Here is a 22,117-nt window from a genome sequence, read left to right as displayed (position 1 = left end):
TTACTGGTGTGTGGCTTCCCACGCTTCGATTTGCGGCTTTTTGCTGAGCAGATAGTCGATGTCGTCGTAACCGTTGAGCAGGCAGCTCTTTTTATAGGGATTGATTTCGAAATGTTCCGACACGCCGCTGGTGTTGTCGGTGATGGTCTGCGCCTCGAGATTGACCGTCACGGTCGCTTTCGGGTTGGCTTGGATATGGCGGAAGAGGTCGGCCAGGAACTCTTCGGAGACTACGACCGGCAACACCCCGTTGTTGAGGGCGTTGTTCTTGAAGATGTCGGCAAAGAAGCTCGATACCACCACCCGGAATCCATACCCGGCGATGGCCCAGGCGGCATGCTCGCGGCTCGAGCCGCTGCCGAAGTTTTTGCCGGCTACCAGTATCTGGCCCGAGTAGGCGGGGTTGTTGAGCACGAAGTCGGCCACGGGTTTCCCCTCCTTGTCGTAGCGCCAGTCGCGGAAGAGGTTTTCGCCGAATCCCTCGCGCGATACGGCTTTGAGGAATCGGGCCGGAATGATTTGGTCGGTGTCGACATTTTCCTGGGGAAGGGGAATGCACGACGAGGTTATGATATTTATTTTTTCAATCATGGCAGTGTAAAGTTATAAAAATTTTCGTGGATCGGTTATCTCACCCGTGATGGCTGCGGCTGCCGCTACTAGCGGCCCGGCCAGGATGGTGCGGGCTCCGGGGCCCTGACGCCCTTCGAAGTTGCGGTTCGAGGTCGATACCGCATATTTGCCGGCCGGCACTTTGTCGTCGTTCATGGCCAGGCAGGCCGAGCAGCCCGGCTGACGTATCTCGAACCCGGCTTCGGCCAGCGTGCGGTCGAGCCCTTCGGCCTTGATCTGGCGGGCTACCGCTTGCGAACCGGGCACGAGCCAGGCGGTCACGTGGTCGGCTTTCCGATGCCCCTTCACCAGTCGGGCAAAGGCTCTGAAGTCTTCGATGCGACCGTTGGTGCAACTGCCCAAGAAGACGTAGTCGATTTTTTTGCCCAGCAGCTTCTCTCCGGCCTCGAAGCCCATGTAGCGAAGCGCCTGGCGGAACGACAGCTTGCCGCTCTCGTCGATACTCTCTTCCGTAGGGATGGCCTCGTCGATGGCAATACCCATGCCGGGGTTGGTCCCGTAGGTGATGCGAGGCGCGATGTCGGCGGCCTGGAAGGTCACCTCGCGGTCGAAGGTGGCATCGGCATCGCTGTGCAACGTCTTCCAGTAGGCGAGGGCCCGGTCCCAGGCTTCGCCTTTGGGGGCAAACTCGCGCTCCTTGACGTAGGCAAAGGTGGTTTCGTCGGGGGCAATCAGTCCGCCGCGGGCTCCCATCTCGATACTGAGGTTGCATACGGTCATGCGCTCCTCCATGCTGAGGGCGCGGATGGCCTCGCCGGCATACTCGACAAAGTAGCCGGTGGCCCCGCCCGTAGTCATCCGGGCGATGATATAGAGGGCTATATCTTTGGCGGTGACACCGGGGGCGAGTTGTCCCTCGATGTTGATACGCATGGTTTTGGGTTTGGGCTGCAAGATGCACTGCGAGGCCAGTACCATGGCTACCTCGCTGGTACCGATACCGAAGGCGATGGCGCCGAAGGCTCCGTGGGTAGAGGTGTGGCTGTCGCCGCATACGATAGTCATGCCCGGCAGGGTGAGCCCGTACTCGGGACCGATTACGTGGATGATGCCGTTCTTCTCGTTGCCCAGACCGTAGTAGGTGAGGCCGAACTCCCGGGCGTTGCGGGCGAGCGTGTCGACCTGGTTGCGCGATACGGGGTCGGCAATGGGCTGGTCCTGGTGGAGCGTGGGTATGTTGTGGTCGGGCGAGCAGACGGTCTTCTGCGGGCGGAATACCTTCAACTTACGTTCGCGCAACTCGTTGAAAGCCTGCGGACTGGTCACTTCGTGGCAGTAGTGCCGGTCGATGTAGAGCTGATCGGGACCACCGGCTACCGAGGTAACTACGTGGGCGTCCCATATCTTGTCGAATAACGTGTTCATGTCGTGTGATTTATATGATAAATTTGTTGATTGCGTCGATAAAGGCTTCGGCCGAGGCGGCTACGATGTCGGTATTGGCCGAGAAGCCGTAGTAGGAGGCGTTGTTGTGGACGACGGTCATGTGCACCTTGCCTACGTCGTCGCTGCCTCGGGTGATGGCCTGGATGAGAAATTCGCTCACCACCATCTTGCGGTGGATGATGCAGCGGATGGCATTGATGGCGGCATCGACGGGTCCGTTGCCCGAAGCGGCAGCCTCGAACTTTTCGCCAGCAATGTCGAGCCCGATGCTGGCTACCGACTTGATGCCTACGCCTGCCGTTACTTGCAGGAAGTCGAGGCGGATGCGGGCATTGGCCGTGCGCTCTTTACCCACGAGCATCAGTATATCGTCGTCGTTGATGTCTTTTTTGCGGTCGGCCAGTTTGAGGAACGCCTCATAGGCTTTGTCGAGCGCCTCTTTGTCGAGCTCGATGCCCAGCAGGTGAAGGCGGTGCTTGAGGGCGGCTCGTCCGCTGCGGGCGGTCAATACAATCGAGGTTTCGTCGATACCCACCTCTTTGGGGTCGATAATCTCGTAGCTCTCGCGGTTCTTCAGCACGCCGTCCTGATGGATGCCCGACGAGTGGGCAAAGGCGTTGCGTCCCACGATGGCCTTGTTGGGCTGTACCGGCATATTCATCAGATTCGATACGAGGCGGCTCGTGCTGTAAATCTTCTGGGTGTTGATGTTGGTTTCGACTTGCAGGTCGTGGTGGCACTTGCAAATCATGGCTACCTCCTCGAGCGAGGTGTTGCCGGCCCGTTCGCCGATGCCGTTGATGGTCACCTCGGCCTGCCGGGCTCCGTTCTGGATGCCGGCCATGGTGTTGGCCGTAGCCATACCCAGGTCGTTGTGGCAGTGGGTAGCGATGACCACGCGGTCTATCCCCTCGACGTGCTCCATGAGGTAGCGAATCTTCTGGCCGAACTCGTCGGGCAGGCAGTAGCCGGTGGTGTCGGGTATGTTGATGACGGTGGCCCCGGCCTTGATGACGGCCTCGACGACGCGAGCCAGATATTCGTTGTCGGTACGGCCTGCATCTTCGGCGTAGAATTGTACATCCTCGACATATCGTTTGGCATACTTGACGGCAGCGACAGCCCGCTCGACAATCTCTTCGCGAGTCGAGTTGAACTTGTATTTGATGTGGTAGTCCGAGGTGCCTATACCGGTGTGTATGCGTTTGTGCTTGGCATATTGCAGGGCCTCGGCCGCTACCTTGATGTCGTTCTCGACTGCCCGGGTGAGGGCACAGATGGTGGGCCAGGTCACGGCCTTGGATATGGCTACGACAGATGCAAAGTCGCCGGGACTGGATACCGGGAATCCGGCTTCGATGACGTCGACCCCGAGGGCTTCGAGCGCTTTGGCCACTTGTATTTTTTCTACGGTGTTGAGCTGACAGCCGGGCACTTGCTCGCCGTCTCGTAGGGTAGTGTCGAAAATGTACAATCTGTCTGACATACTTTTACACATATATGAGGTTAATAAAAAAAGCCTTTCCCAACATATTCGTGAGAAAGGCTATATACGTTTCTTTATCGGTTTACTGCGCAACACTGATTCTCACTTCTCGTCGGGACTGTTCGATAGAAGATCAATAATAATAATCAGGTTATTTAGCAGCGATATAGTCATGTCGTATTGGCTTGATGCGATTGCAAAGGTAATTATTATTTCGAGAAAACAAAATAAAAAGACTGTTTTTATTGAGATAGGTTGGTTTTTTGCAATCGATTCCCGCTAAAACGTATCTATTTGCAACTCGAGACCGGGCTCTTAGAAACTGAGCCCCAACCGTACCGATACCAAGTGATTCCCGTTGATGTCCTGGAAGGCTCCCTTTTCGTCGGTGAAGGGTGATACCTGGTAAAAGTTGTAACCGATGAGCAGATGCGACCCGAATCGTTTGCTTACCGAGAGGTTGATACCCAGTCCGGCCGATCCGAAAAATCCGCCCTGATTCTCGCCCTTGCACATCTGATTGCTTGAGTAACCGGCCCGAAAGTCGACAAAGAAGAGAGATTTGTTTTTGAGCAGGTTGCTACGGAACAGCAGATAGATGGGGAGGTACTGGCGATTGCTCGAGAAGGAGTTGTGCAGACCAACACCCAGCCCCAGACACTTGATCATCGACGAGCGATAGCCGGCAAAGATGTCGACATCGAAGGTCGAGAGGTCGTTACCTGCCATGTCGATCGAGGCGCCTACCTCGGCTCCGAAGGTAAAGGGTTTTATCTTTTTGGCCTCACCGAGGTCGGCCAGGTTGCTTTCCCGCATGACATACTGGTTGTTGCCGTCTTCAAAACCTGTGGTCGACTCTTGTGCTGTTGCATTTTGTACCGAAACGAACAGGATAACCGGAAATAAGATACGATATAGGTATTTGTTCATAATGATATGCTTTGTGAAAACGAAGATAGAGGATTTCTGGCGATTAAGCAATCGAAGCGCAAGAAAAAAATTTAAAATAAAAAAACCGACTTGCATGCAGGTCGGTTTTTTTACTGTCTTTACGGGCAGGCAGTTAACCCAAATAAGTTTTTAACAATTTGCTTCTCGAGGCGGTGCGGAGCCGTCTGATGGCCTTCTCTTTGATTTGGCGTACACGCTCACGGGTCAAACCGAATTTATCGCCAATCTCTTCGAGGGTCATCTCTTGACAACCGATGCCGAAGAACATTTTGATAATTTCGCTTTCACGCGGTGTGAGTTGTTTCAGTGCCCGGTCTATCTCTTTCGAGAGCGACTCGTTGATAAGCGAGCGGTCGGCAATGGGGGAGTCGTCGTTGACCAGCACGTCGAGCAGACTGTTGTCTTCACCCTCGACAAACGGGGCATCGACCGAGATGTGACGGCCCGATACCTTCAGCGTATCGGAGATTTTGTCGACGGGTATATCCAACTCTTCGGCCAACTCTTCGGGCGACGGGCGACGTTCGTTCTCCTGTTCGAATTTCGACAGCGCCTTGCTTATCTTGTTGAGCGAGCCTACCTGGTTGAGCGGCAAGCGTACGATACGCGATTGCTCGGCCAAGGCTTGCAGAATGGACTGACGAATCCACCATACGGCATAAGAGATGAATTTGAAACCTCGGGTTTCATCGAATTTCTCGGCGGCTTTGATCAATCCTAAGTTTCCTTCGTTGATTAAGTCGGGGAGGCTCAATCCCTGATTTTGATATTGTTTGGCAACCGAAACAACGAAACGCAAGTTGGCTCTCGTCAACTTCTCCAAAGCTGCATGGTCGCCTTTTTTGATGCGTTGGGCGAGCTCTACCTCTTCTTCTACCGTAATTAAGTCCTCGCGTCCGATTTCTTGCAGGTATTTATCCAGAGATGCACTCTCCCGGTTGGTAATCGATTTTGTAATTTTTAATTGTCTCATCTTGCAATATAGAGATTTGGGATTGCAAATATAGTATATTTGTTGTTAATAACGTAACAAAAAATGTTTAATTTTGAACGCGTGTCGGTAAAATCCTCGATTTGAGAACCGAGGCTTTATCATCCGCATCAATACAACGCTCGATGGTTCGTTCTGTTTCCCTCGTTAATGATATTTGGAATTTGGATACAGAAACAGGGATAAGGCCCTCGCGAGCCTTATCCCCGGTATGATTAGTCAGCCAAATCTACGGCGTAGTACATCATCTTTCCATTGGGGTATACACCCGTGATGAACATTACTTTCTGGGGTTGGTTCGACTTCACAATCGAGTCGTACATGCTCTCCAGATCGCTTACCGATTTCATGGGGGTGTTGTTGATTTCGAGGATGACAAACCCGTCTCTGATACCGGCCGATTTGAATTTGCCGTTCTTCAGGCCGATAACCTGTACACCGTAGCGGATATTCATCTCTCTCAGGCTCTTGGCGTCGAGCTCCTTGAATCCGGCGCCCAGCGAGTCCATACCGGCGATTTTGGTGATCTCGGTATTACCCTGGCTGTTCTTGAGGGTGAGCGATACGGTCTTCGACTCTTTGCCTCTCAGCAACCCGATTTTGATTTTGTCGCCGGGACGGTATTTGCTCAACTGCTCGGAGAGCATGGCGCCGTTCTTGATTTTCACATCGTTGATCGAGGTGATTACATCGCCCTCTTTGATACCGGCCTCCATGGCAGCGCTGCGGTTATAGACCTCCCCTACATAGATACCCTCCTGAACCTCGAGGTTCTTGGCCTTGGCTACGTCGGAGTTGATTTCGACATATCCGATACCCAGCACGGCACGTTGTACGGTTCCGTACTCCTTGAGGTCGGCGATGACCTTGCTCACGATCGAGGTAGGAATGGCAAACGAGTAGCCGGCATAGCTACCGGTCTCGGAGTAGATGGCGGTATTGATACCTACCAGCTCGCCGGCCGTGTTGACCAGGGCACCTCCACTGTTGCCGGGGTTCACGGCAGCATCGGTCTGGATGAAGGCCTCGATACCCATCTTCTGGCTGTGGGGGTTGAGTGCGCTGATGCTACGGGCTTTGGCGCTGACGATACCGGCCGTCACGGTCGAGGTAAGTCCCAGCGGGTTACCTACGGCCAATACCCATTCGCCCACTTTCAGATTGTCCGAATCGCCGAATTTGACGATAGGCAGGTCTTTGGCATCGATTTTAATCAGGGCCAAGTCGGTCGAGGGGTCGGTGCCGATTACCCGGCCGTTGAAGGTGCGGTTGTCGTTCAGGGTGATGTCGAGCTTGTCGGCCCCTTCGACCACGTGGTTGTTGGTCACGATATATCCGTCGGGGGTGATGATTACACCCGAACCCAGACCCGTACGGGGTTGAGGCTCGATGTTACGGCCGCCCTGTCCGAAGAAGTATTCGAAGAAGGGGTCGGTAAATCCGCCCATCTGGCTTTGCTTGGGGGTAGAGGTCGACTTGATGCTCACCACGGCATTGACCGTGTTTTCGGCCGCTATGGTAAAGTCGGTCTCGACAGCCGGATGGTTGGCAACTCGTGTGAAGCGGGTGGGCTGTGCATAACCGCTTTCGAGTGGTTGATCCTCGATTTTTGAATTGGCGGATCTATTGATTAAACTGAATGCTCCGATGGTAACCCCGGAACTTAGGATTGCCACTAAAGCAATACCCATCAATTTTTTTCCGTAAGAATTCATAATCTATTTGTTTTAAGTGTTAATATTCTGTTGTATTTAAGTTTTTGTGACGTTAAATTTAATACATTTCTCGTGCCATTATAATCGTGCCAACCTCTTTTTAAGCTCTTTTAATAAGCGGGATAGCGGCTTAACAGGGGTTAACGCGGCGCACAAGTAAAAAACGAACTTGAGGGGGTGATTGGTATGTCAGATTGACTGTTAAATTATCTATTTGTCAAAAATCGGCTGACACTTTTGCCTTCTTTGCCATTTTTATGCTTATCTTTGTCTCGTACAGCAGGACGGTCTGTCGCTCGCCTTGTGCGGGAGGAAAGTCCGGGCAACACAGAGCACCATATTTCCTAACGGGAAGCTATTCGTGAGGGTAGAGTCGCGTAACAGAAAATAACCGCTGCGCAAGCAGTAAGGGTGAAAAGGTGAGGTAAGAGCTCACCGGGCTTTACAGCAATGTAGAGTGCCGTACGTCTTATGGGTTGTAAGGTTATGTATACCGGCGTTGTAGGGTTGCTCGCCCGATGCCGGGGGGTAAACCGCTAGAGCCCTGTGGTGACACAGGGTCGAGATAAATGACAGACGCTCCCGCAAGGGAGTACATAACCCGGCTTACAGGCCTGCTGTATTTTTTTTGTGAAATATGTTCCGAGCAATATAAATATATGGCTAAGCGTAAGAAGAAACCCTCGTTTTTTGCTCGAGTCAGTTCGTGGGTGAGGTGGTTTTGGCAATTTGTCTCGGTCGATATATGGCATATTACCGAGTATAAACTGCACATCCATATACTCAAAACCCTGAACCTGTCGGTCCGCTGCTTCCTGAACGAGAAGTTGCAGGAGAAGGCTTCGGCTTTGACCTTCAGTTCCATTCTGGCTATTGTGCCGGCGCTGGCCATGCTCTTTGCCATCTGCAAGGGTTTCGGCTTTCAACACATCATGCAGAGCCAGCTCTTTGATTATTTCCCGGCCCAGCGTCAGGCGCTGGAGTATATGTTGAGTTTTGTCGACCAATATCTCGACCAGATGAAGGGTGGGGTATTTGTGGGGATAGGCCTCTGTTTTCTGCTGTGGACGCTTATCAGTCTGTTGTCGAACATCGAGAAGGCATTCAACGATATTTGGCAGGTGCAGGGCGGTCGCTCGTTCTATCGCAAGGTGACCGACTACACCTCGATGTTTCTGATTCTGCCCATCCTTATGGTGGCCTCGAGCGGTTTTTCCCTCTTCATGTCTACCATGCTCAACTCGTCGGTGGTGTTTGAGTTCATGACGCCGTTGCTGCGCTGGGTCTTCCGGTTGGCTCCCTACATCCTTACGGCCCTCTTTTTTACCGCCATTTATATCTTCATCCCCAACACGAAGGTAAAGTTCAAGTATGCCTTTATCTCGGGGCTCATTTGCGGAACGGCTTTCCAGATATTTCAATACATATATATATCGGGACAGATATGGGTGTCGAAGTACAATGCCATCTACGGTAGCTTCGCATTTCTGCCGCTGTTGCTTATCTGGATGCAGTTCTCGTGGCTCATCTGTCTGTTCGGGGCGGTGCTTACCTATTCGTCTCAGAATGTAGTCAATTTCAATTTCGAGAAGGAGACCAACCAGATTTCGCGCCGCTACTCCGACTACATCGTGCTGGTTATTGCTACGGTCATCGTGCATCGTTTCAGAGACGGGCTGCCGCCCCTGACCAAGGGGCAGATTTCGCGCCGTTATGCCATACCCATACAGTTGGTGGAGCGGACAGTCGAGACGTTGGAAGAGGCCGGTGTCGTGTCGCAAACCCTCTCGGAGGAGGAGCGGGTGCCTGCCTACCAGCCGGCTATCGACATCAATAAACTGTCGGTAGGCTATCTGTTGCGGGCTATCGATCGCGAGGGCGATGAAGACTTCATCAATAATTTGAAGGACGACTTTCCCCGCGAGTGGCGGGTTATCGTCGATACCCGTCGGCTCATGGAAGAGGCCGGCGACAAGGTTGGTTTGAAAGATTTAGAAATCGAGGAGAGCCGTGTGGAACTCCCGCAAAAATAAACTACGGACATATGAAAAAAGTAATTTCCACGACTGCAGCACCCAAGGCCATCGGGCCTTACAGCCAGGCTATCGAAGCCGGCGGTATGATTTTCCTTTCGGGACAACTCCCCATCGACCCGGCTACGGGCACCATGCCCGAGGGCATCGAGGCGCAAACCCGCCAATCGTTCGCAAACATCAAGGCCATACTGGACGAGGCCGGTTGTACGGTCGATCACATCGTCAAGACCACGGTCTACCTGGCCGACATGTCGCTCTTCGCCCCCATGAACGAGGTCTATGCCCAACAGTTCTCGGGAGCCTTCCCGGCCCGTTCGGCTTTCGCCGTCAAAGAGTTGCCCAAGCAGGCACTGGTCGAAATCGAAGTTATTGCGGTAAAGGCATAAACTGCAACAAATCGGCCACGATAAAGGTACTGCCGCCTACGAAGATAAGGTCTTCGGGGCGGCTCTCTTTTTGTGCGGCCGTTACCGCCTCTTTTACCGTGGGGAAGCTCCGCCCCTTCAGCCCGGCCTGGGTAGCCAGCGCTTCGAGTTTGTCTTGCGGCAGGGCTCGGGGAACCGAGGCCCGGGTAAAGTAGTAGGTAGCCTCCTTGGGCAGCATGGCCAGTACCCCCGAAATATCCTTGTCGTTGACCATACCGATGACGATGCGCAGCGTGTCGTAGTGCTCGTTGCGTAGTTGGCGGGCAATATACTGCATGCCGCCGGTGTTGTGGCCGGTGTCGCAGATGAGTCGGGGCGATGCCTGCAACTGCTGCCAGCGGCCCATCAATCCGGTGAGCCGGGTGACGTGGGCAAAGGCTTCGTAGACCGATTGGTCGGTGATGCGATAGCCCAGCTCGCGCAGACGAGCCACAGCTGTGAGCACGGTGGCGGCATTCTTCTCCTGGCAGAGGCCGCCCAGTTCGCCAAAGAGGTGGGGATATGCCGGCGAGTCGAATTCCCATCCGCGGGCACTCTGCCGGGCCGAGTCGAAGCGCACGCACTCCTCGGCAAAGAAGATAGGGGCACCCACCTCGCTGGCCTTGTCGATGAATACCTGTTTGACCTCGCCCTGTGCCTCACCGATGACTACGGGGATGCCGTGTTTGATGATGCCGGCCTTCTCGCGGGCAATCTGGGGCAGGGTGTGCCCCAGCATCTGCACATGGTCGTAGCTGATGTTGGTAATCACGCACAAGTCGGGAGTGATGATGTTGGTACTGTCGAGACGTCCGCCCAATCCTACCTCGATGACGGCTGCGTCGACCGCCTGGCGGGCAAAATAGTCGAAGGCCATCATCATGGTCAACTCGAAAAACGAGGGGTGAATGTGGAGCGTGGGAGCCAGATGCTTCTCGGCAAAGTCGATGACCTCCTGGCGGGGAATCATTTGGCCGTCGATGCGTATGCGCTCTCTGAAGTCCACCAGGTGGGGCGATGTATACAGCCCCGTTTTATAGCCGTTGAGCTGCAGTATCGAGGCCAGCAGATGCGATACAGAACCTTTTCCGTTGGTGCCGGCGATGTGCAGGGTGTGGAATTTGCGGTGGGGATGCCCGAAGTACTCGTCGAGTGCTTCGCTGTTTTGCAATCCCGGTTTGTAAGCTGCGCTCCCTACTTGCTGAAACACCGGGAGCTGCCGGTATAGATATTCCAAAGTCTCTTCGTAGTTCATGACCGTCTGTTTAATAGAGAGCATATCCCGCCACACCGGCCAGAACAATCACCAGTATGGGGTGTAGCCGGGTGTAGTGCACCAGCACGAACGAGACGACCGCGATGGCGATACTCAGCGTGTAGTCGGGGAAATTCTCCTTGTTCATAAGCAGCAGGGCTGCCGAGGCAATCAACCCCACGACTACGGGACGTAAACCGGCAAATATGCTTTTGATAATAGGATTTTCTTTGTGCTTGAGGATAAAGTGGCTGATCATCAGTACCAGAATGAACGAGGGCAGACACACGGCAAAGGTGGCTACCAGCGAGCCCCACACGCTGTTGCCCGTGGCTACATAGCCTACATAGGTGGCACTGTTGATACCGATGGGGCCGGGGGTCATTTGCGAAATGGCCACGATGTCGGTGAACTCGGTAGGGGTGAGCCACGGTTGGCTTTCGCCATAGTGGATGACCTCGACAGCTTCGTGCTGAATGAGGGAGAGCATGGCGTATCCGCCGCCGAATCCGAACAGGCCAATCTTCAAATAGGCCCAGAACAAGTTAAGATAGACAATCCACATGGCTTATTTCTTTTTCTCGTTATACCGCTTTTTGATGCGACTGATGATGTGATTGTAATAAATGACGCCGCCGATACCACCCAGCAGGACGAACCAGATAGGAGAGATGCCTCCCATCCAGATACCCAGGGCTACGACGATAGGGATGATTACGTTTTTGAGGTTGATGCGGGCTGTCTTGGCGGTCGAGAGTACGGGCGACACGATGAGTGCGACTACGGCCGGTCGTATACCCTTGAAGATGCTTTCGATTACCGGGTTGTCGTAGACCTGTACGAACCAGATGGCGATGGCCAGGATAATCAGGAACGAGGGGAGTATCGTGCCCAGCGTAGCGGTCAGGCTGCCCTTCAGGCCCCGTAACCGGTTGCCCACCAGAATCGAGATGTTTACGGCCAGGATACCCGGCAGCGATTGGGCGATGGCCAGAGCGTCGATGAAGTCTTCGCGCTTGATCCACTGCTGCTTGTCTACAACCTCCCGTTCGATAATGGGTATCATGGCCCAGCCGCCTCCGAAGGTAAAGGCTCCTATCTTCAGGAACGACGTAAATAGTTTCAGATATATACCTGCTTTCATAGGCTTTTGCTCTGTTCGATATGAGTACAAAACAGGGGCAGGCTATGGGTCACAATCGCCTGGCCCCTCTTTTTTAGGCGCTGCAAAGGTACGAAATAATATGGTACACGCGATAAAAAGCTACTCTTCCGTGATGGAAAACTTGGTAACTCTCTCTCGCCGTGGACTCTCTTCTCAGAGATAGGCCGATAGAATTTGCTCCAGCTCGTACAGGGGAAGCGCCCCCGACTGCCGCCAGGCAATCTGCCCGTTTTTCCAAAGGATGAGTGTGGGTACCGATTGAATCTGGTAGGCCATGGCCATCGGCTGGTTTTTGTCGATGTCGATTTTAAGGACAATGAGTCTGTCGCCCATCTTGTGTTTCAACTCTTCGAGTACCGGCTTCATCATTTTGCAGGGGCCGCACCATTCGGCAAAGAAGTCGACCAATACCGGCGTGTTGCCGGCAATAATTTCCTGAAATTTTCCCATTGCAATAAGTATTAAACAATCGATATATAATCGTGCAAGTAACGGCTGTGCGAGTCGTTTGGTTCGTTGTACTAAAAGATGTTGTTGTCGTGACAGTCGACCAACCAACGTCCTTCGCGATAGACCAGAACGAGACTGATGCGCCGTATGATTTTATGCTTGTTCGAAAAGAATAGTTTCCCATCGATAAAGAGGGTGTCTTGTGTCGCATTCATCTCCGAACGCGATACGGTGAAGTGAGTGGGTTCGCTCTTCAATTCGTCGCTTTGGCTTCCCACCAGAGTCTCGAACAGGTGTACGGTCTCGACCGATTCGGGTGTGACCAGTTTGCGGGCTTCGTCGAAATTGGCGTTGGTGAGGTTCTCGACAAACGAGATGGCAATCACCTCGGGTCCCACCGGATGCGGGACAGGCGGCGCCGTGAGAAACAGCAGCGGAAAACCGACGGCCAGTGCGGTGAGGGTAAGGAATATGATGCGAACGCGTGTCTTGGCTTTCATTGCGGGTTTGAATTTGATGGTAAATGAAGCAAAAGGGGGGGAAGTCGTCGGTCGGGTGACCCGTCTGTCGGTACCCTTTTGCCGAAAGTATCCCCCTTCTTTTGTAACGATGTCTGCAGCCGACGGCAAAAGTCTGACGAGCCTGTGATGCTTTGCCTTGGCCGCTTTATCTTTTCTACAAAGATAACTATTTTTTGAAAGGCTTATGAGCTATTTGCCGGGAGTATTGCAATTTTTAGTTTATCTTTGCACATAACGAAGGTTGACAGCCGTTCGGCAAGGTTTGAAGTGAGCCGTTTGGGTATGTAGAAGAGGCCCGGTTGTCGCTCGCCGCGAGTTCCTGATTATATCCGGGTTGTGGGGACAGGCAGTTTTTACCCGGGAGAATTTAATGAAAAGAAGAGTATGAAAGATTCGTTGATAGTCGTTTCGGGCGGCATGGACAGCATCACACTGCTGCACGAGTATGCCGACCGCATAGCGTTGGGGGTATCGTTCGATTACGGGGCCAATCACAACGCCAGAGAGATACCGTTTGCCCGGCTCCATTGCGAGCGGTTGGGCATCAAACACATTGTCATACCGCTCGCCTTTATGAAGGAGTATTTCAAAAGTTCGTTGCTGAGCGGGGGCGAGGCGATACCCGAGGGCCATTATGCCGACGAGAACATGAAGAGCACCGTCGTGCCGTTTCGCAACGGTATCATGCTGTCGATTGCCTGCGGCATAGCCGAGAGCAACGGGCTCAAGCGGGTACTCATCGCCAATCACGGTGGTGACCATGCCATCTATCCCGACTGCCGCTCCTCCTTCATCCGGGTCATGAACGAAGCCATGCGCGAGGGAACCTACGAGCATATCGAGATATTGGCACCCTATACCGAGATTACCAAAACCGACATCGCCCGCCGGGGCAAGCAGTTGCACGTCGACTATGCCGCGACCTGGTCGTGCTACAAGGGCGGCGAGAAGCATTGCGGCAAGTGTGGTACTTGTGTCGAGCGCAAAGAGGCCCTGCGCGATGCCGGAATCGACGACCCTACCGAATACGAAGAATAACAAAAGAACAGAGCATCGATATGTATTACGTTGCAAAGACTATGGAGATTGCGGGAGCGCACGCATTGACGCTCTCATACGAAAGCAAGTGCGAGCAGTTGCACGGCCACAACTGGATTGTTACCGTCTATTGCAAGGCCCGGGAGCTCAATGCCGACGGCATGGTGTGCGACTTCAAGCACATCAAGGACAAGATTCACGGCTATCTCGACCACGGTAACCTCAACGAGTTGTTGCCCTTCAACCCCACGGCCGAGAACATAGCCCGCTGGATAACCGAGCAGATACCCGAATGTTATAAGACCAAGGTACAGGAGAGCGGCGGAAACATTGCCGTCTATCGGGTAGACGACTGTGCCGATGACGATTTTGCCCTATGAGAGTCAACGAAATTTTCTATTCCCTGCAGGGCGAGGGTCGGTTCACCGGCACGGCGGCCATCTTTATCCGGTTGTCGGGGTGTAACCTGCGTTGCAGTTTTTGCGATACCCGCCACGACGATTATACTCTTTATACCGAAAACGATATTGTGGCAGCCATTGCTTCGTATCCGGCCCGGCATGTGGTGATTACCGGCGGTGAGCCTACCTTGCAACTTACTCGCCTGCTGGTCGATAAACTGCATGAGGCGGGGAAATTCGTACAAATCGAGACCAATGGCTCGATAGCTTTGGAGCCCGATGTGGTCGCCGCAATCGACTGGATTACCTGTTCGCCCAAGGCTCTGCCCGTGAAAATCGGGCGGGTCGATGAGCTCAAGGTGGTTTATGAGGGGCAGGATATGGCTCCCTACGAGGCGATGGCCTGCTCGTACGGTGCCTGTCGCAGTTTGCAGCCCTGCGATACCGGCGATGCAGACCGCAATGCCTCTCTGCTCGATGGAGCAGTGGCCTATATCAAGGAGCATCCCGAGTGGCGACTTTCGCTCCAGACACACAAACTCATCCATATTCCGTGAAGAACAATCTCTGCCGAGTCAGGAGGGTGGGAGAGTACCGGGCATGGCCATGGGCCCGGAGAAAAGCTTTTCATATAAGCTGTTTAGATAGAGCCGTTTGACCGAGAAGCTCTATCGGTGTTGTGAGGGAACTAAGTTCCTTCAAGATTTGGTGTATAAAATTTTGTTAAATATTAACAATCGGAATAATTTTAAGTAAAAGCCGCCCAAAATTTTTGCAAGAAAAAAAGATAACATTAACTTTACACAATCAATCAATAATTCAGTTAACCTTAAAAAGAAGAATATGGATATGACTCTTTCAGGCTTGAATCCGACACATTTCCAAGGAGTTGTCGATGGAAAGAAAACAGCCCTCTATGTATTGGTGAACAAGAACGGATGCGAACTGGCCTTGACGAATTACGGGGCTCGTATCGTTTCGCTTATGGTTCCCGACAAAACGGGGAAAATGACAGATGTAGTTACCGGTCACAACAATATACAGGAATACCTCTCTTCGGAAGAACCTTATTTTGGTGCTACGTGCGGCCGATATGCCAATCGTATTGCCAAAGGTAAGTTTACAATCGACGGTGTGCTGTACGACAAGCTGGCCATCAACAACGGCCCCAACACGCTGCACGGCGGTATCAAGGGCTTTAACTTCCAGGTATGGGATGCCCGCCAGATCGATGGCCAGACCATCGAGTTCTCGCGCTTGTCGCCCGACGGCGAAGAGGGATTCCCCGGCAACCTGCGGGTAAAGGTCACCTTCAAACTCACCGACGAAAACGCCGTGGATATTACCTATCTGGCCGAGACCGACAAGGCTACGATTCTCAACTTGACCAACCACTCTTACTTCAACCTTTCGGGAGCGGGCGATCCCTACATCGGCGACCATCTGCTGTGCATCGATGCCGATTACTATCTGCCTACCGACGATACAGCCATTCCCTATGGCGAGAAATCGTCCGTAGAGGGAACCCCGATGGATTTCAGAAAACTCTACGAGGTGGGGAGCCGCATCGACGAGCCTTTCATTCAGCTCATCTACGGCAAGGGCTATGACCACACCTACGTACTGAACAAGAAACACCCGGGCGAGTTTGCCTTCTGTGCCGAGTGCATATCGCCCAAGACGGGCATCGTGCTCGATGTGTATACGACCGAACCCGGCGTGCAGCTCTATACCGGCAACTGGATGACGGGCAATTTCATCGGCAAGAACGGCCAGCGCTATCCCATGCGGGCCGCTCTCTGTCTCGAGACCCAACACTTCCCCGACAGTCCCAACCATGAGAACTATCCGTCGGTCATTTTACGTCCGCACGAGAAATTCGAAAGTCACACCCAGTTCAAGTTTTCGATTCAAAAATAATCAGTTATATAAATTACAATCATTTTAATTTAGTATTATGGATATAGAATTTGTAAGAAGTCGTTTTATCAAACACTTCGATGGCTCTACGGGGTCGGTATATGCTTCTCCCGGACGTATTAACCTGATTGGCGAGCACACCGATTACAACGGTGGATTCGTATTTCCCGGCGCAATCGACAAAGGCATGGTAGCTGAGCTCAAAATAAACGGAACCAACAAAGTGCGGGCTTACTCGATAGATTTGAAAGATTATGTAGAGTTCGGTTTGAACGAGGAGGATGCTCCCCGGGCAAGCTGGGCACGCTATATCTTTGGTGTATGCCGCGAGATTATCAAACGCGGCGGAAAGATTGCCGGCTTCAACACGGCATTTGCCGGCGATGTGCCTCTGGGTGCCGGCATGTCTTCGTCGGCCGCTTTGGAGAGCACCTATGCCTATGCCTTGAACGATATGTTCGACTGTGGTATCGACAAGTTCGAGTTGGCCAAGATTGGGCAGGCTACCGAGCACAACTATTGCGGAGTAAACTGTGGCATCATGGACCAGTTTGCCTCGGTATTCGGTAAAGCCGGCCACCTTATCCGTCTCGACTGCCGTTCGCTCGAGTATCAATATTTCCCCTTCAATCCCGAGGGCTACCGTCTGGTATTGCTCGACTCGGTAGTGAAACACGAGTTGGCTTCGTCGGCCTACAACGACCGTCGTAAATCGTGCGAGAATGTAGTGGCTGCCATCCAGAAGAGACACCCCCATGTAGAGTTCCTGCGCGATGCCAACATGGATATGCTCAACGAGGTGAAGGGTGAGATTACGGCCGAGGATTACATGCGTGCCGAGTATGTAATCGGTGAGGTTCAACGGGTACTCGACGTGTGCGACGCCCTCGAGTGCGGCGACTACGAGACCGTGGGCAAGAAGATGTACGAGACTCACTATGGCATGAGCAAACTCTATGAGGTGAGCTGTGAAGAACTCGACTTCTTGAACGAAATAGCCAAAGAATGTGGCGTGACCGGTTCGCGCGTGATGGGTGGCGGCTTCGGCGGTTGCACCATCAATCTGGTGAAAAACGAACTCTACGATCACTTTATCGAAACGGCCAAAGCCCGCTATAAAGAGACCTATGGCCGTATGCCCAAGGTATACGACGTTGTCATCTCTGACGGAGCCCGCAAGCTCTGCTAAGTGGTAGAAGAGATAACTCGATAGAAAAAATCCCCGGCGTGTCATGCACACCGGGGATTTTCTTTATACTATATTGGTCTCGGCCTGTGTTTAATAGGCTTGTGTGCTCCAGCCTCCGCCCAATACCTTGTAGAGATTGACCATGGCCAGATATTCGTCGCGTATGGCATTGCTCAGCCCGATTTGAGCGTCGAAGAAGTTACGATGAGCATCCAGTACGTCGATGTAGCGGATTACCCCGTTGAGGTATTGCAGTTGAGCCAGGTCGACATATTTTTGGGCCGCTTCGTAGAGGTTGAGTTGCAACTCCGAAGTGCGCCGCTTCTTCTGGTAGGTGATGACGGCATCGTTGACCTCGCGAAAGACCTCGAGCACCTTCTGCTCATAGGCATAGCGCTTTTCGTCGTATGCCGCCAGGGCAGCCTTGTATTGCGCCTTCTTCTTCCCGAAGGTAAAGAGCGGGGCTACCAGATTGCCTGCCACGTAGGAGAAGGGCGATTGGAAGTAGCCTCTCAGTTCGTCGTTCTCGAAACCACCCACCAGATTGATGGTCAGTCTGGGAAAACGGTCGGCATAGGCAATGCCTACCGAAGCCATGGCCGATTTGAGCTGCTGTTCGGCCTGTCGCACGTCGGGGCGTCGTTGCAGCAGAGTAGAGGGGAGACCTATGGGAATCTCTTCGGGAAGCGAGGCGTTGAGGTCAAATTTTTTCCGTTCTATCTTTGAAGGATATTCTCCCGACAGAACGGCTATTTGATTCTCTTTCAAGGCTATTTTCTGTTCCAGATTCGGGATGAGGGCCGATGCGTTGGCCAATTCCACCTGAGCTTGTTGGTAGGCCGTCTCGGAGGTGAGACCACCCTCGAACCGCAGGCGGGCCTGGTTGACGCTCTCCTCGCGGGTCTCGACCGTCTGCAACACAATTTCGAGCTCTTGGTCCAGTGCAACCAGTTCGAAGTAGGCGGTGGCCGTTTCGGCAATCAGAGTCATCTGCATGGCCCGTGCAGCTTCGACCGAATTGAGGTATTCGGCTGCTCCTTTTTTCTTGCTCCAGCGCAGGCTGCCCCACAGGTCTACTTCCCAGCTCAGCGAGGCTTTCAGGCTGAGTTCGGGTTCGATGCTGGTCTTTTCGCCGTAGTAGGCATTGGTCTCGCGGTCGGCAAATACCTGGCCTCCGATCGAGGGCCACAGCGACGCCTTGCTCACGCGGTACAACTCCTCCATTTGTCGGATATGCGCTTCGGCTGCCCGCATGTTGCGGTTGTTGTTCAGCGTTTTGTCGATGAGTTTGCTCAGGGTCGAGTCGGAGTAGAGCTCCCACCAGGCCATATCGGCCAGCGTGAGGGTATCGTTTCCTCCCGCGATGATTTCGTCCGGCAGATTGAGCTCGGGCGCCTGGCAGCGCTTCTGGATGGAGCAACCGTTCAGAAGCAACGCGGCCAGCAGTATGAATAGAACTATTTTTGTCTCTTTCATCGTTTCATCAGTTTAAATTTCAGCTTGTATACCCATACAAAGAGCAGGGGAACAAAGATAATACCTATCGTGATGGCCACAATCATACCGAAGAATACGCCGGTACCGATGCCTTGTCGGCTGGCCGAACCCGGACCGCTGGCAAAGACGAGCGGCAACATACCGAGGATGAAGGCCAACGAGGTCATTACGATGGGGCGGAACCGCAGGTGTGCGGCTTTGATTACCGCATTGACTACGTTGTTGCCTTTCTCCACCTCCTCTTTGGCAAATTCGACGATAAGGATGGCGTTCTTGGCCACCAAACCGATGAGCATGACCAAACCGATTTGGAAGTAGATGTTGTTTTCGAGCCCGCATATCCAGTTGCCCAGATAGGCTCCCACACCGGCAATCGGCAGGGACAGAATCACGGCTACCGGGATAGACCAACTCTCGTACTGGGCTGCCAGGAACAGGAAGACGAAGAGCAGGGCCAGTGCCAGCACATAGCCGGTTTGTCCGCTTACATGCTTCTCCTGATAGGAGAGGCCGCTCCATTCCACACCGATGTTGGAGGGGAGGTGCTTCTTGGCAATATCCTCGAGGATGGTCATCACCTGGCCCGAGCTGTAGCCCGGAGCCGCTTCGCCCGATATGGTAGTCGAGGTGAACATGTTGAACCGTCGTATCGTACCCGGGCCGGTCGTGTACGAAGTAGTGCCGAGGGCCGTGATGGGTATCATGGCGTTGTTGCTGCCCTTGACGAAGAATAGGCCCAGATTCTCCTTGTGAGCCCGGTAGGGGGCTTCGGCCTGGATGTAAACCCGATAGATGCGGTTGAACATGTTGAAGTCGTTGACATAAATCGACCCCGTAAAGGTTTTGAGAGTCGAGAATATATCGGAGATTTTCACGCCCAACATCTGAGCCTTGTCGCGGTCGACATCGAAATAGAGCTGGGGAATATCGTTCTGAATCGATGAGGAGAGGCCGCTGATTTCCTTACGTTGCGAAGCGTAGTAGAGCAGGGTATCGGCCGCCTGTTGCAGGTTTTCGTAGGTAGCGTCGCCACGGGCCTCGAGTACCATCTCGAAACCTCCCGAACTACCCAGACCCGGGATAACGGGCGGTGTGCTCAGGTAGGCTTTGCTTTCGGGATATGTGTTCAGTTCTTCACGAATCTCTTCCATGATTTCGCGCAGGTTCGACGACTTGCGCTCTTCCCAGGGCTTGAGAATGACGGTCAACTGGCTGCGCGACTGGTTGGTACCCACACGAGGGCTCGAGCCGGTCACGTTGAGCACATAGTCTACATCCTTGCGCGACATCAGATAGTTCATGGCCCGGTCGGTCACGGTCCGGGTACGCTCGAGGGTAGCCCCCTCGGGCAGCTCCAGCTCGACAGTGAAGTATCCCTGGTCTTCCTGCGGCATGAAACTTTGCGGTACTACCTTGTTGAGCAGCCAGATGGCAATCAGGGAGAGCCCGAAGGCTACCAGCACCCGGCGCGGATTTTTCAGGCCCTTGCGAATGAGTCGCTCGTAAAGCCGGTTTCCGAGTCCCAGCCACAGATTGATATAGCGGAATACCTTGTTTTTCTTTTTACCTGAGGCCGGACGGAGCAGCAGGGCACACATGGCCGGACTCAGCGTGAGGGCGACCACGGTCGAGATGAGCACCGATACGGCAATGGTGATGGTAAATTGGCGATAGAGCTGACCCGTGATTCCGGCCAGAAAGCTCACAGGCACAAACACGGCGCACAATACCAGCGAGGTGGCAATAATGGCACTGCCCAGTCCCCGCATTGCCTTTTTGGTGGCGGTATAGGGGTCGAGGTGCTCTTCATTCATGATACGCTCGACATTCTCGACTACCACAATGGCGTCGTCGACCACGATACCGATAGCCAGAATGAGACCCAACAGAGTCATCATGTTGAGCGAAAACCCGAATGCCAGCATGATACCGAAGGTACCGATCAGCGAGATAGGTACGGCAATCACGGGGATAAGGGTAGCCCGCCAGTTCTGCAGGGAGAGGAATACCACCAGAATAACCAGAACAAGAGCCTCGAACAAGGTGTGATACACCTCGCTGATCGATTGCGAGATGTAGGAGGTCATATCGAACGGAATCTCGTAGGAAATGCCTTCGGGGAAGTTGCGGCTGATAGCCTCCATCTCTTTCTTCACCGATTTGGCTACCTCCATGGCGTTGGCTCCCGGCAACATGTTGATGTTCAGCACGGCAGCATTACCGCCGTTGATACCGCTCTCGGTGTTGTACGACTGGGCTTCGAGCGAGATGCGGGCCACGTCGCGCAAGCGGGTCAGCGACCCGTCGGGGTTGGCCCGAATCACAATCTCTTCAAACTCGGCTACCGACGACAATCGCCCTTGTGCGATGATAGGGGTGGTCACGTCGATGTTTTCGATGGGTTGTTGACCCAGCACACCGGCAGCTGATTCCCGGTTCTGGTCTTTCAGGGCCTTTTGCAGGTCTTCGACCGTGAGTCCGAGGTTGGCCAGTCGGTCGGGTTGAACCCATATTTGCATGGCGTAGTAGCGACTGCCGACATTCGACACGCTACCTACGCCCTTGACACGTCGCAGCACATCTACTACGTTGAGTGTCGCGTAGTTACTCAGATAAATCTCGTCGAATTTCGGGTCGTTCGACAGCAGCGTAACGGTCATCAGCTTGCTCGATGCCTGCTTCTCTACCGAGATGCCGTTTTGTACCACCTCGGCCGGCAGACGGGCTTCGGCCTGCTTGACCCGGTTTTGTATTTCTACGGCCGCCAGGTCGGGGTCGGTCGATATGTCGAAGGTGATGGTTGCCGAAAAACTACCCGAGTTGCTGTTGGTCGACTCCATGTAGAGCATACCGGGGGTACCGTTCAACTCCTGCTCGATAGGTGTGGCTACGGCTTGGGTAACGGTTTGGGCACTCGCTCCCGGATAGGAGGCCGAGACCTTGACTACCGGGGGAACAATCTGGGGATATTGGTCTATGGGGAGGAGGATAAGGCCCAATACACCCACAATTACGATCACGATTGAAATGACAATCGAGAATATGGGCCTGTCAATAAAGAAGTCCGATTTCATAATGC

At 53.5% G+C, this 22,117-nt stretch carries 20 protein-coding genes and 1 other RNA gene; 8 read left to right on the top strand and 13 right to left on the bottom strand.

Going from position 1 to position 22,117, the window contains the following annotated elements:
* From leuD to B5F38_RS01305, 6 genes are all read right to left on the bottom strand, one after another.
* The gene (gene leuD, locus B5F38_RS01330) at window positions 1–591 is read right to left on the bottom strand and encodes a 3-isopropylmalate dehydratase small subunit (RefSeq protein WP_087407516.1); all 591 of its coding nucleotides are present in this window, start codon (window positions 589–591) and stop codon (window positions 1–3) included.
* 12 nt (window positions 592–603) lie between these two features.
* Window positions 604–1,998, bottom strand: a complete 1,395-nt coding sequence (leuC, locus tag B5F38_RS01325; protein ID WP_087407515.1) for a 3-isopropylmalate dehydratase large subunit — start codon at window positions 1,996–1,998, stop codon at window positions 604–606.
* 10 nt (window positions 1,999–2,008) lie between these two features.
* Complete coding sequence (locus B5F38_RS01320) at window positions 2,009–3,505, bottom strand: 2-isopropylmalate synthase (RefSeq protein WP_087407514.1); 1,497 nt, start codon at window positions 3,503–3,505, stop codon at window positions 2,009–2,011.
* Between the two features lie 315 nt (window positions 3,506–3,820).
* Window positions 3,821–4,435: a hypothetical protein gene (locus B5F38_RS01315; protein ID WP_087407513.1), complete on the bottom strand. Its 615-nt coding sequence runs from the start codon at window positions 4,433–4,435 to the stop codon at window positions 3,821–3,823.
* Between the two features lie 133 nt (window positions 4,436–4,568).
* Window positions 4,569–5,429 carry an RNA polymerase sigma factor RpoD/SigA gene (locus B5F38_RS01310; RefSeq protein ID WP_008862117.1) on the bottom strand — a complete coding sequence of 287 codons (861 nt, stop codon included), beginning with the start codon at window positions 5,427–5,429 and terminating at the stop codon, window positions 4,569–4,571.
* A 233-nt stretch (window positions 5,430–5,662) separates the two neighbouring features.
* A complete protein-coding gene (locus B5F38_RS01305) occupies window positions 5,663–7,162 on the bottom strand; it encodes a Do family serine endopeptidase (protein WP_087407512.1) in 1,500 nt (499 codons plus the stop codon).
* A gap of 276 nt (window positions 7,163–7,438) precedes the next feature.
* Here B5F38_RS01305 and rnpB point away from each other — a divergent pair.
* The 3 genes from rnpB to B5F38_RS01290 all read left to right on the top strand — a co-directional run bounded on the left by rnpB (window position 7,439) and on the right by B5F38_RS01290 (window position 9,584).
* An RNA gene (gene rnpB, locus B5F38_RS01300) (RNase P RNA component class A) lies at window positions 7,439–7,787 on the top strand.
* A gap of 34 nt (window positions 7,788–7,821) precedes the next feature.
* Window positions 7,822–9,195, top strand: coding sequence for a YhjD/YihY/BrkB family envelope integrity protein (locus tag B5F38_RS01295; protein ID WP_087407511.1), 1,374 nt, complete (start codon window positions 7,822–7,824; stop codon window positions 9,193–9,195).
* Between the two features lie 11 nt (window positions 9,196–9,206).
* Window positions 9,207–9,584, top strand: coding sequence for a RidA family protein (locus B5F38_RS01290; RefSeq protein WP_087407510.1), 378 nt, complete (start codon window positions 9,207–9,209; stop codon window positions 9,582–9,584).
* Here B5F38_RS01290 and B5F38_RS01285 read toward each other — a convergent pair.
* The 5 genes from B5F38_RS01285 to B5F38_RS01265 all read right to left on the bottom strand — a co-directional run bounded on the left by B5F38_RS01285 (window position 9,565) and on the right by B5F38_RS01265 (window position 12,972).
* A complete protein-coding gene (locus B5F38_RS01285) occupies window positions 9,565–10,857 on the bottom strand; it encodes a folylpolyglutamate synthase/dihydrofolate synthase family protein (protein ID WP_087407509.1) in 1,293 nt (430 codons plus the stop codon). The two genes, B5F38_RS01290 and B5F38_RS01285, sit on opposite strands and share 20 nt — an antisense overlap.
* Window positions 10,858–10,867: 10 nt before the next feature.
* Window positions 10,868–11,416 (bottom strand): chromate transporter, encoded by a 549-nt coding sequence (locus B5F38_RS01280; protein ID WP_206422465.1) that lies wholly within the window; start codon window positions 11,414–11,416, stop codon window positions 10,868–10,870.
* A 9-nt stretch (window positions 11,417–11,425) separates the two neighbouring features.
* Window positions 11,426–12,001: a chromate transporter gene (locus tag B5F38_RS01275; protein WP_087407507.1), complete on the bottom strand. Its 576-nt coding sequence runs from the start codon at window positions 11,999–12,001 to the stop codon at window positions 11,426–11,428.
* A 174-nt stretch (window positions 12,002–12,175) separates the two neighbouring features.
* Window positions 12,176–12,472, bottom strand: coding sequence for a thioredoxin (trxA, locus tag B5F38_RS01270; protein ID WP_087407506.1), 297 nt, complete (start codon window positions 12,470–12,472; stop codon window positions 12,176–12,178).
* A 71-nt stretch (window positions 12,473–12,543) separates the two neighbouring features.
* The gene (locus B5F38_RS01265; protein WP_143240881.1) at window positions 12,544–12,972 is read right to left on the bottom strand and encodes a hypothetical protein; all 429 of its coding nucleotides are present in this window, start codon (window positions 12,970–12,972) and stop codon (window positions 12,544–12,546) included.
* A 405-nt stretch (window positions 12,973–13,377) separates the two neighbouring features.
* Between B5F38_RS01265 and queC the strand changes: the two genes are divergently transcribed.
* The 5 genes from queC to galK all read left to right on the top strand — a co-directional run bounded on the left by queC (window position 13,378) and on the right by galK (window position 17,541).
* The gene (queC, locus tag B5F38_RS01260) at window positions 13,378–14,031 is read left to right on the top strand and encodes a 7-cyano-7-deazaguanine synthase QueC (RefSeq protein ID WP_087407504.1); all 654 of its coding nucleotides are present in this window, start codon (window positions 13,378–13,380) and stop codon (window positions 14,029–14,031) included.
* A gap of 20 nt (window positions 14,032–14,051) precedes the next feature.
* Window positions 14,052–14,411, top strand: coding sequence for a 6-carboxytetrahydropterin synthase (locus B5F38_RS01255; RefSeq protein ID WP_087407503.1), 360 nt, complete (start codon window positions 14,052–14,054; stop codon window positions 14,409–14,411).
* Window positions 14,408–14,989: a radical SAM protein gene (locus B5F38_RS01250; RefSeq protein WP_087407502.1), complete on the top strand. Its 582-nt coding sequence runs from the start codon at window positions 14,408–14,410 to the stop codon at window positions 14,987–14,989. Before B5F38_RS01255 ends, B5F38_RS01250 begins: the two co-directional genes overlap by 4 nt.
* A 286-nt stretch (window positions 14,990–15,275) precedes the next feature.
* A complete protein-coding gene (locus B5F38_RS01245) occupies window positions 15,276–16,352 on the top strand; it encodes an aldose epimerase family protein (protein ID WP_087407501.1) in 1,077 nt (358 codons plus the stop codon).
* Between the two features lie 37 nt (window positions 16,353–16,389).
* Complete coding sequence (gene galK / locus B5F38_RS01240) at window positions 16,390–17,541, top strand: galactokinase (protein ID WP_087407500.1); 1,152 nt, start codon at window positions 16,390–16,392, stop codon at window positions 17,539–17,541.
* Window positions 17,542–17,631: 90 nt separating this feature from the next.
* Here the strand turns inward: galK and B5F38_RS01235 are convergent, their stop codons facing one another.
* Both B5F38_RS01235 and B5F38_RS01230 read right to left on the bottom strand, forming a co-directional pair.
* Window positions 17,632–19,017 (bottom strand): TolC family protein, encoded by a 1,386-nt coding sequence (locus B5F38_RS01235; protein WP_087407499.1) that lies wholly within the window; start codon window positions 19,015–19,017, stop codon window positions 17,632–17,634.
* Window positions 19,014–22,112, bottom strand: coding sequence for a multidrug efflux RND transporter permease subunit (locus B5F38_RS01230; RefSeq protein WP_087407498.1), 3,099 nt, complete (start codon window positions 22,110–22,112; stop codon window positions 19,014–19,016). Before B5F38_RS01230 ends, B5F38_RS01235 begins: the two co-directional genes overlap by 4 nt.
* Window positions 22,113–22,117: the final 5 nt, after the last annotated feature.

This window comes from Barnesiella sp. An22 (assembly GCF_002159975.1).
In the GTDB taxonomy this organism is placed as follows: domain Bacteria; phylum Bacteroidota; class Bacteroidia; order Bacteroidales; family Barnesiellaceae; genus Barnesiella; species Barnesiella merdigallinarum.
The sequence above is the reverse complement of the archived record's forward strand: the minus strand, read 5'-3'. Positions and strand labels throughout refer to the sequence as shown.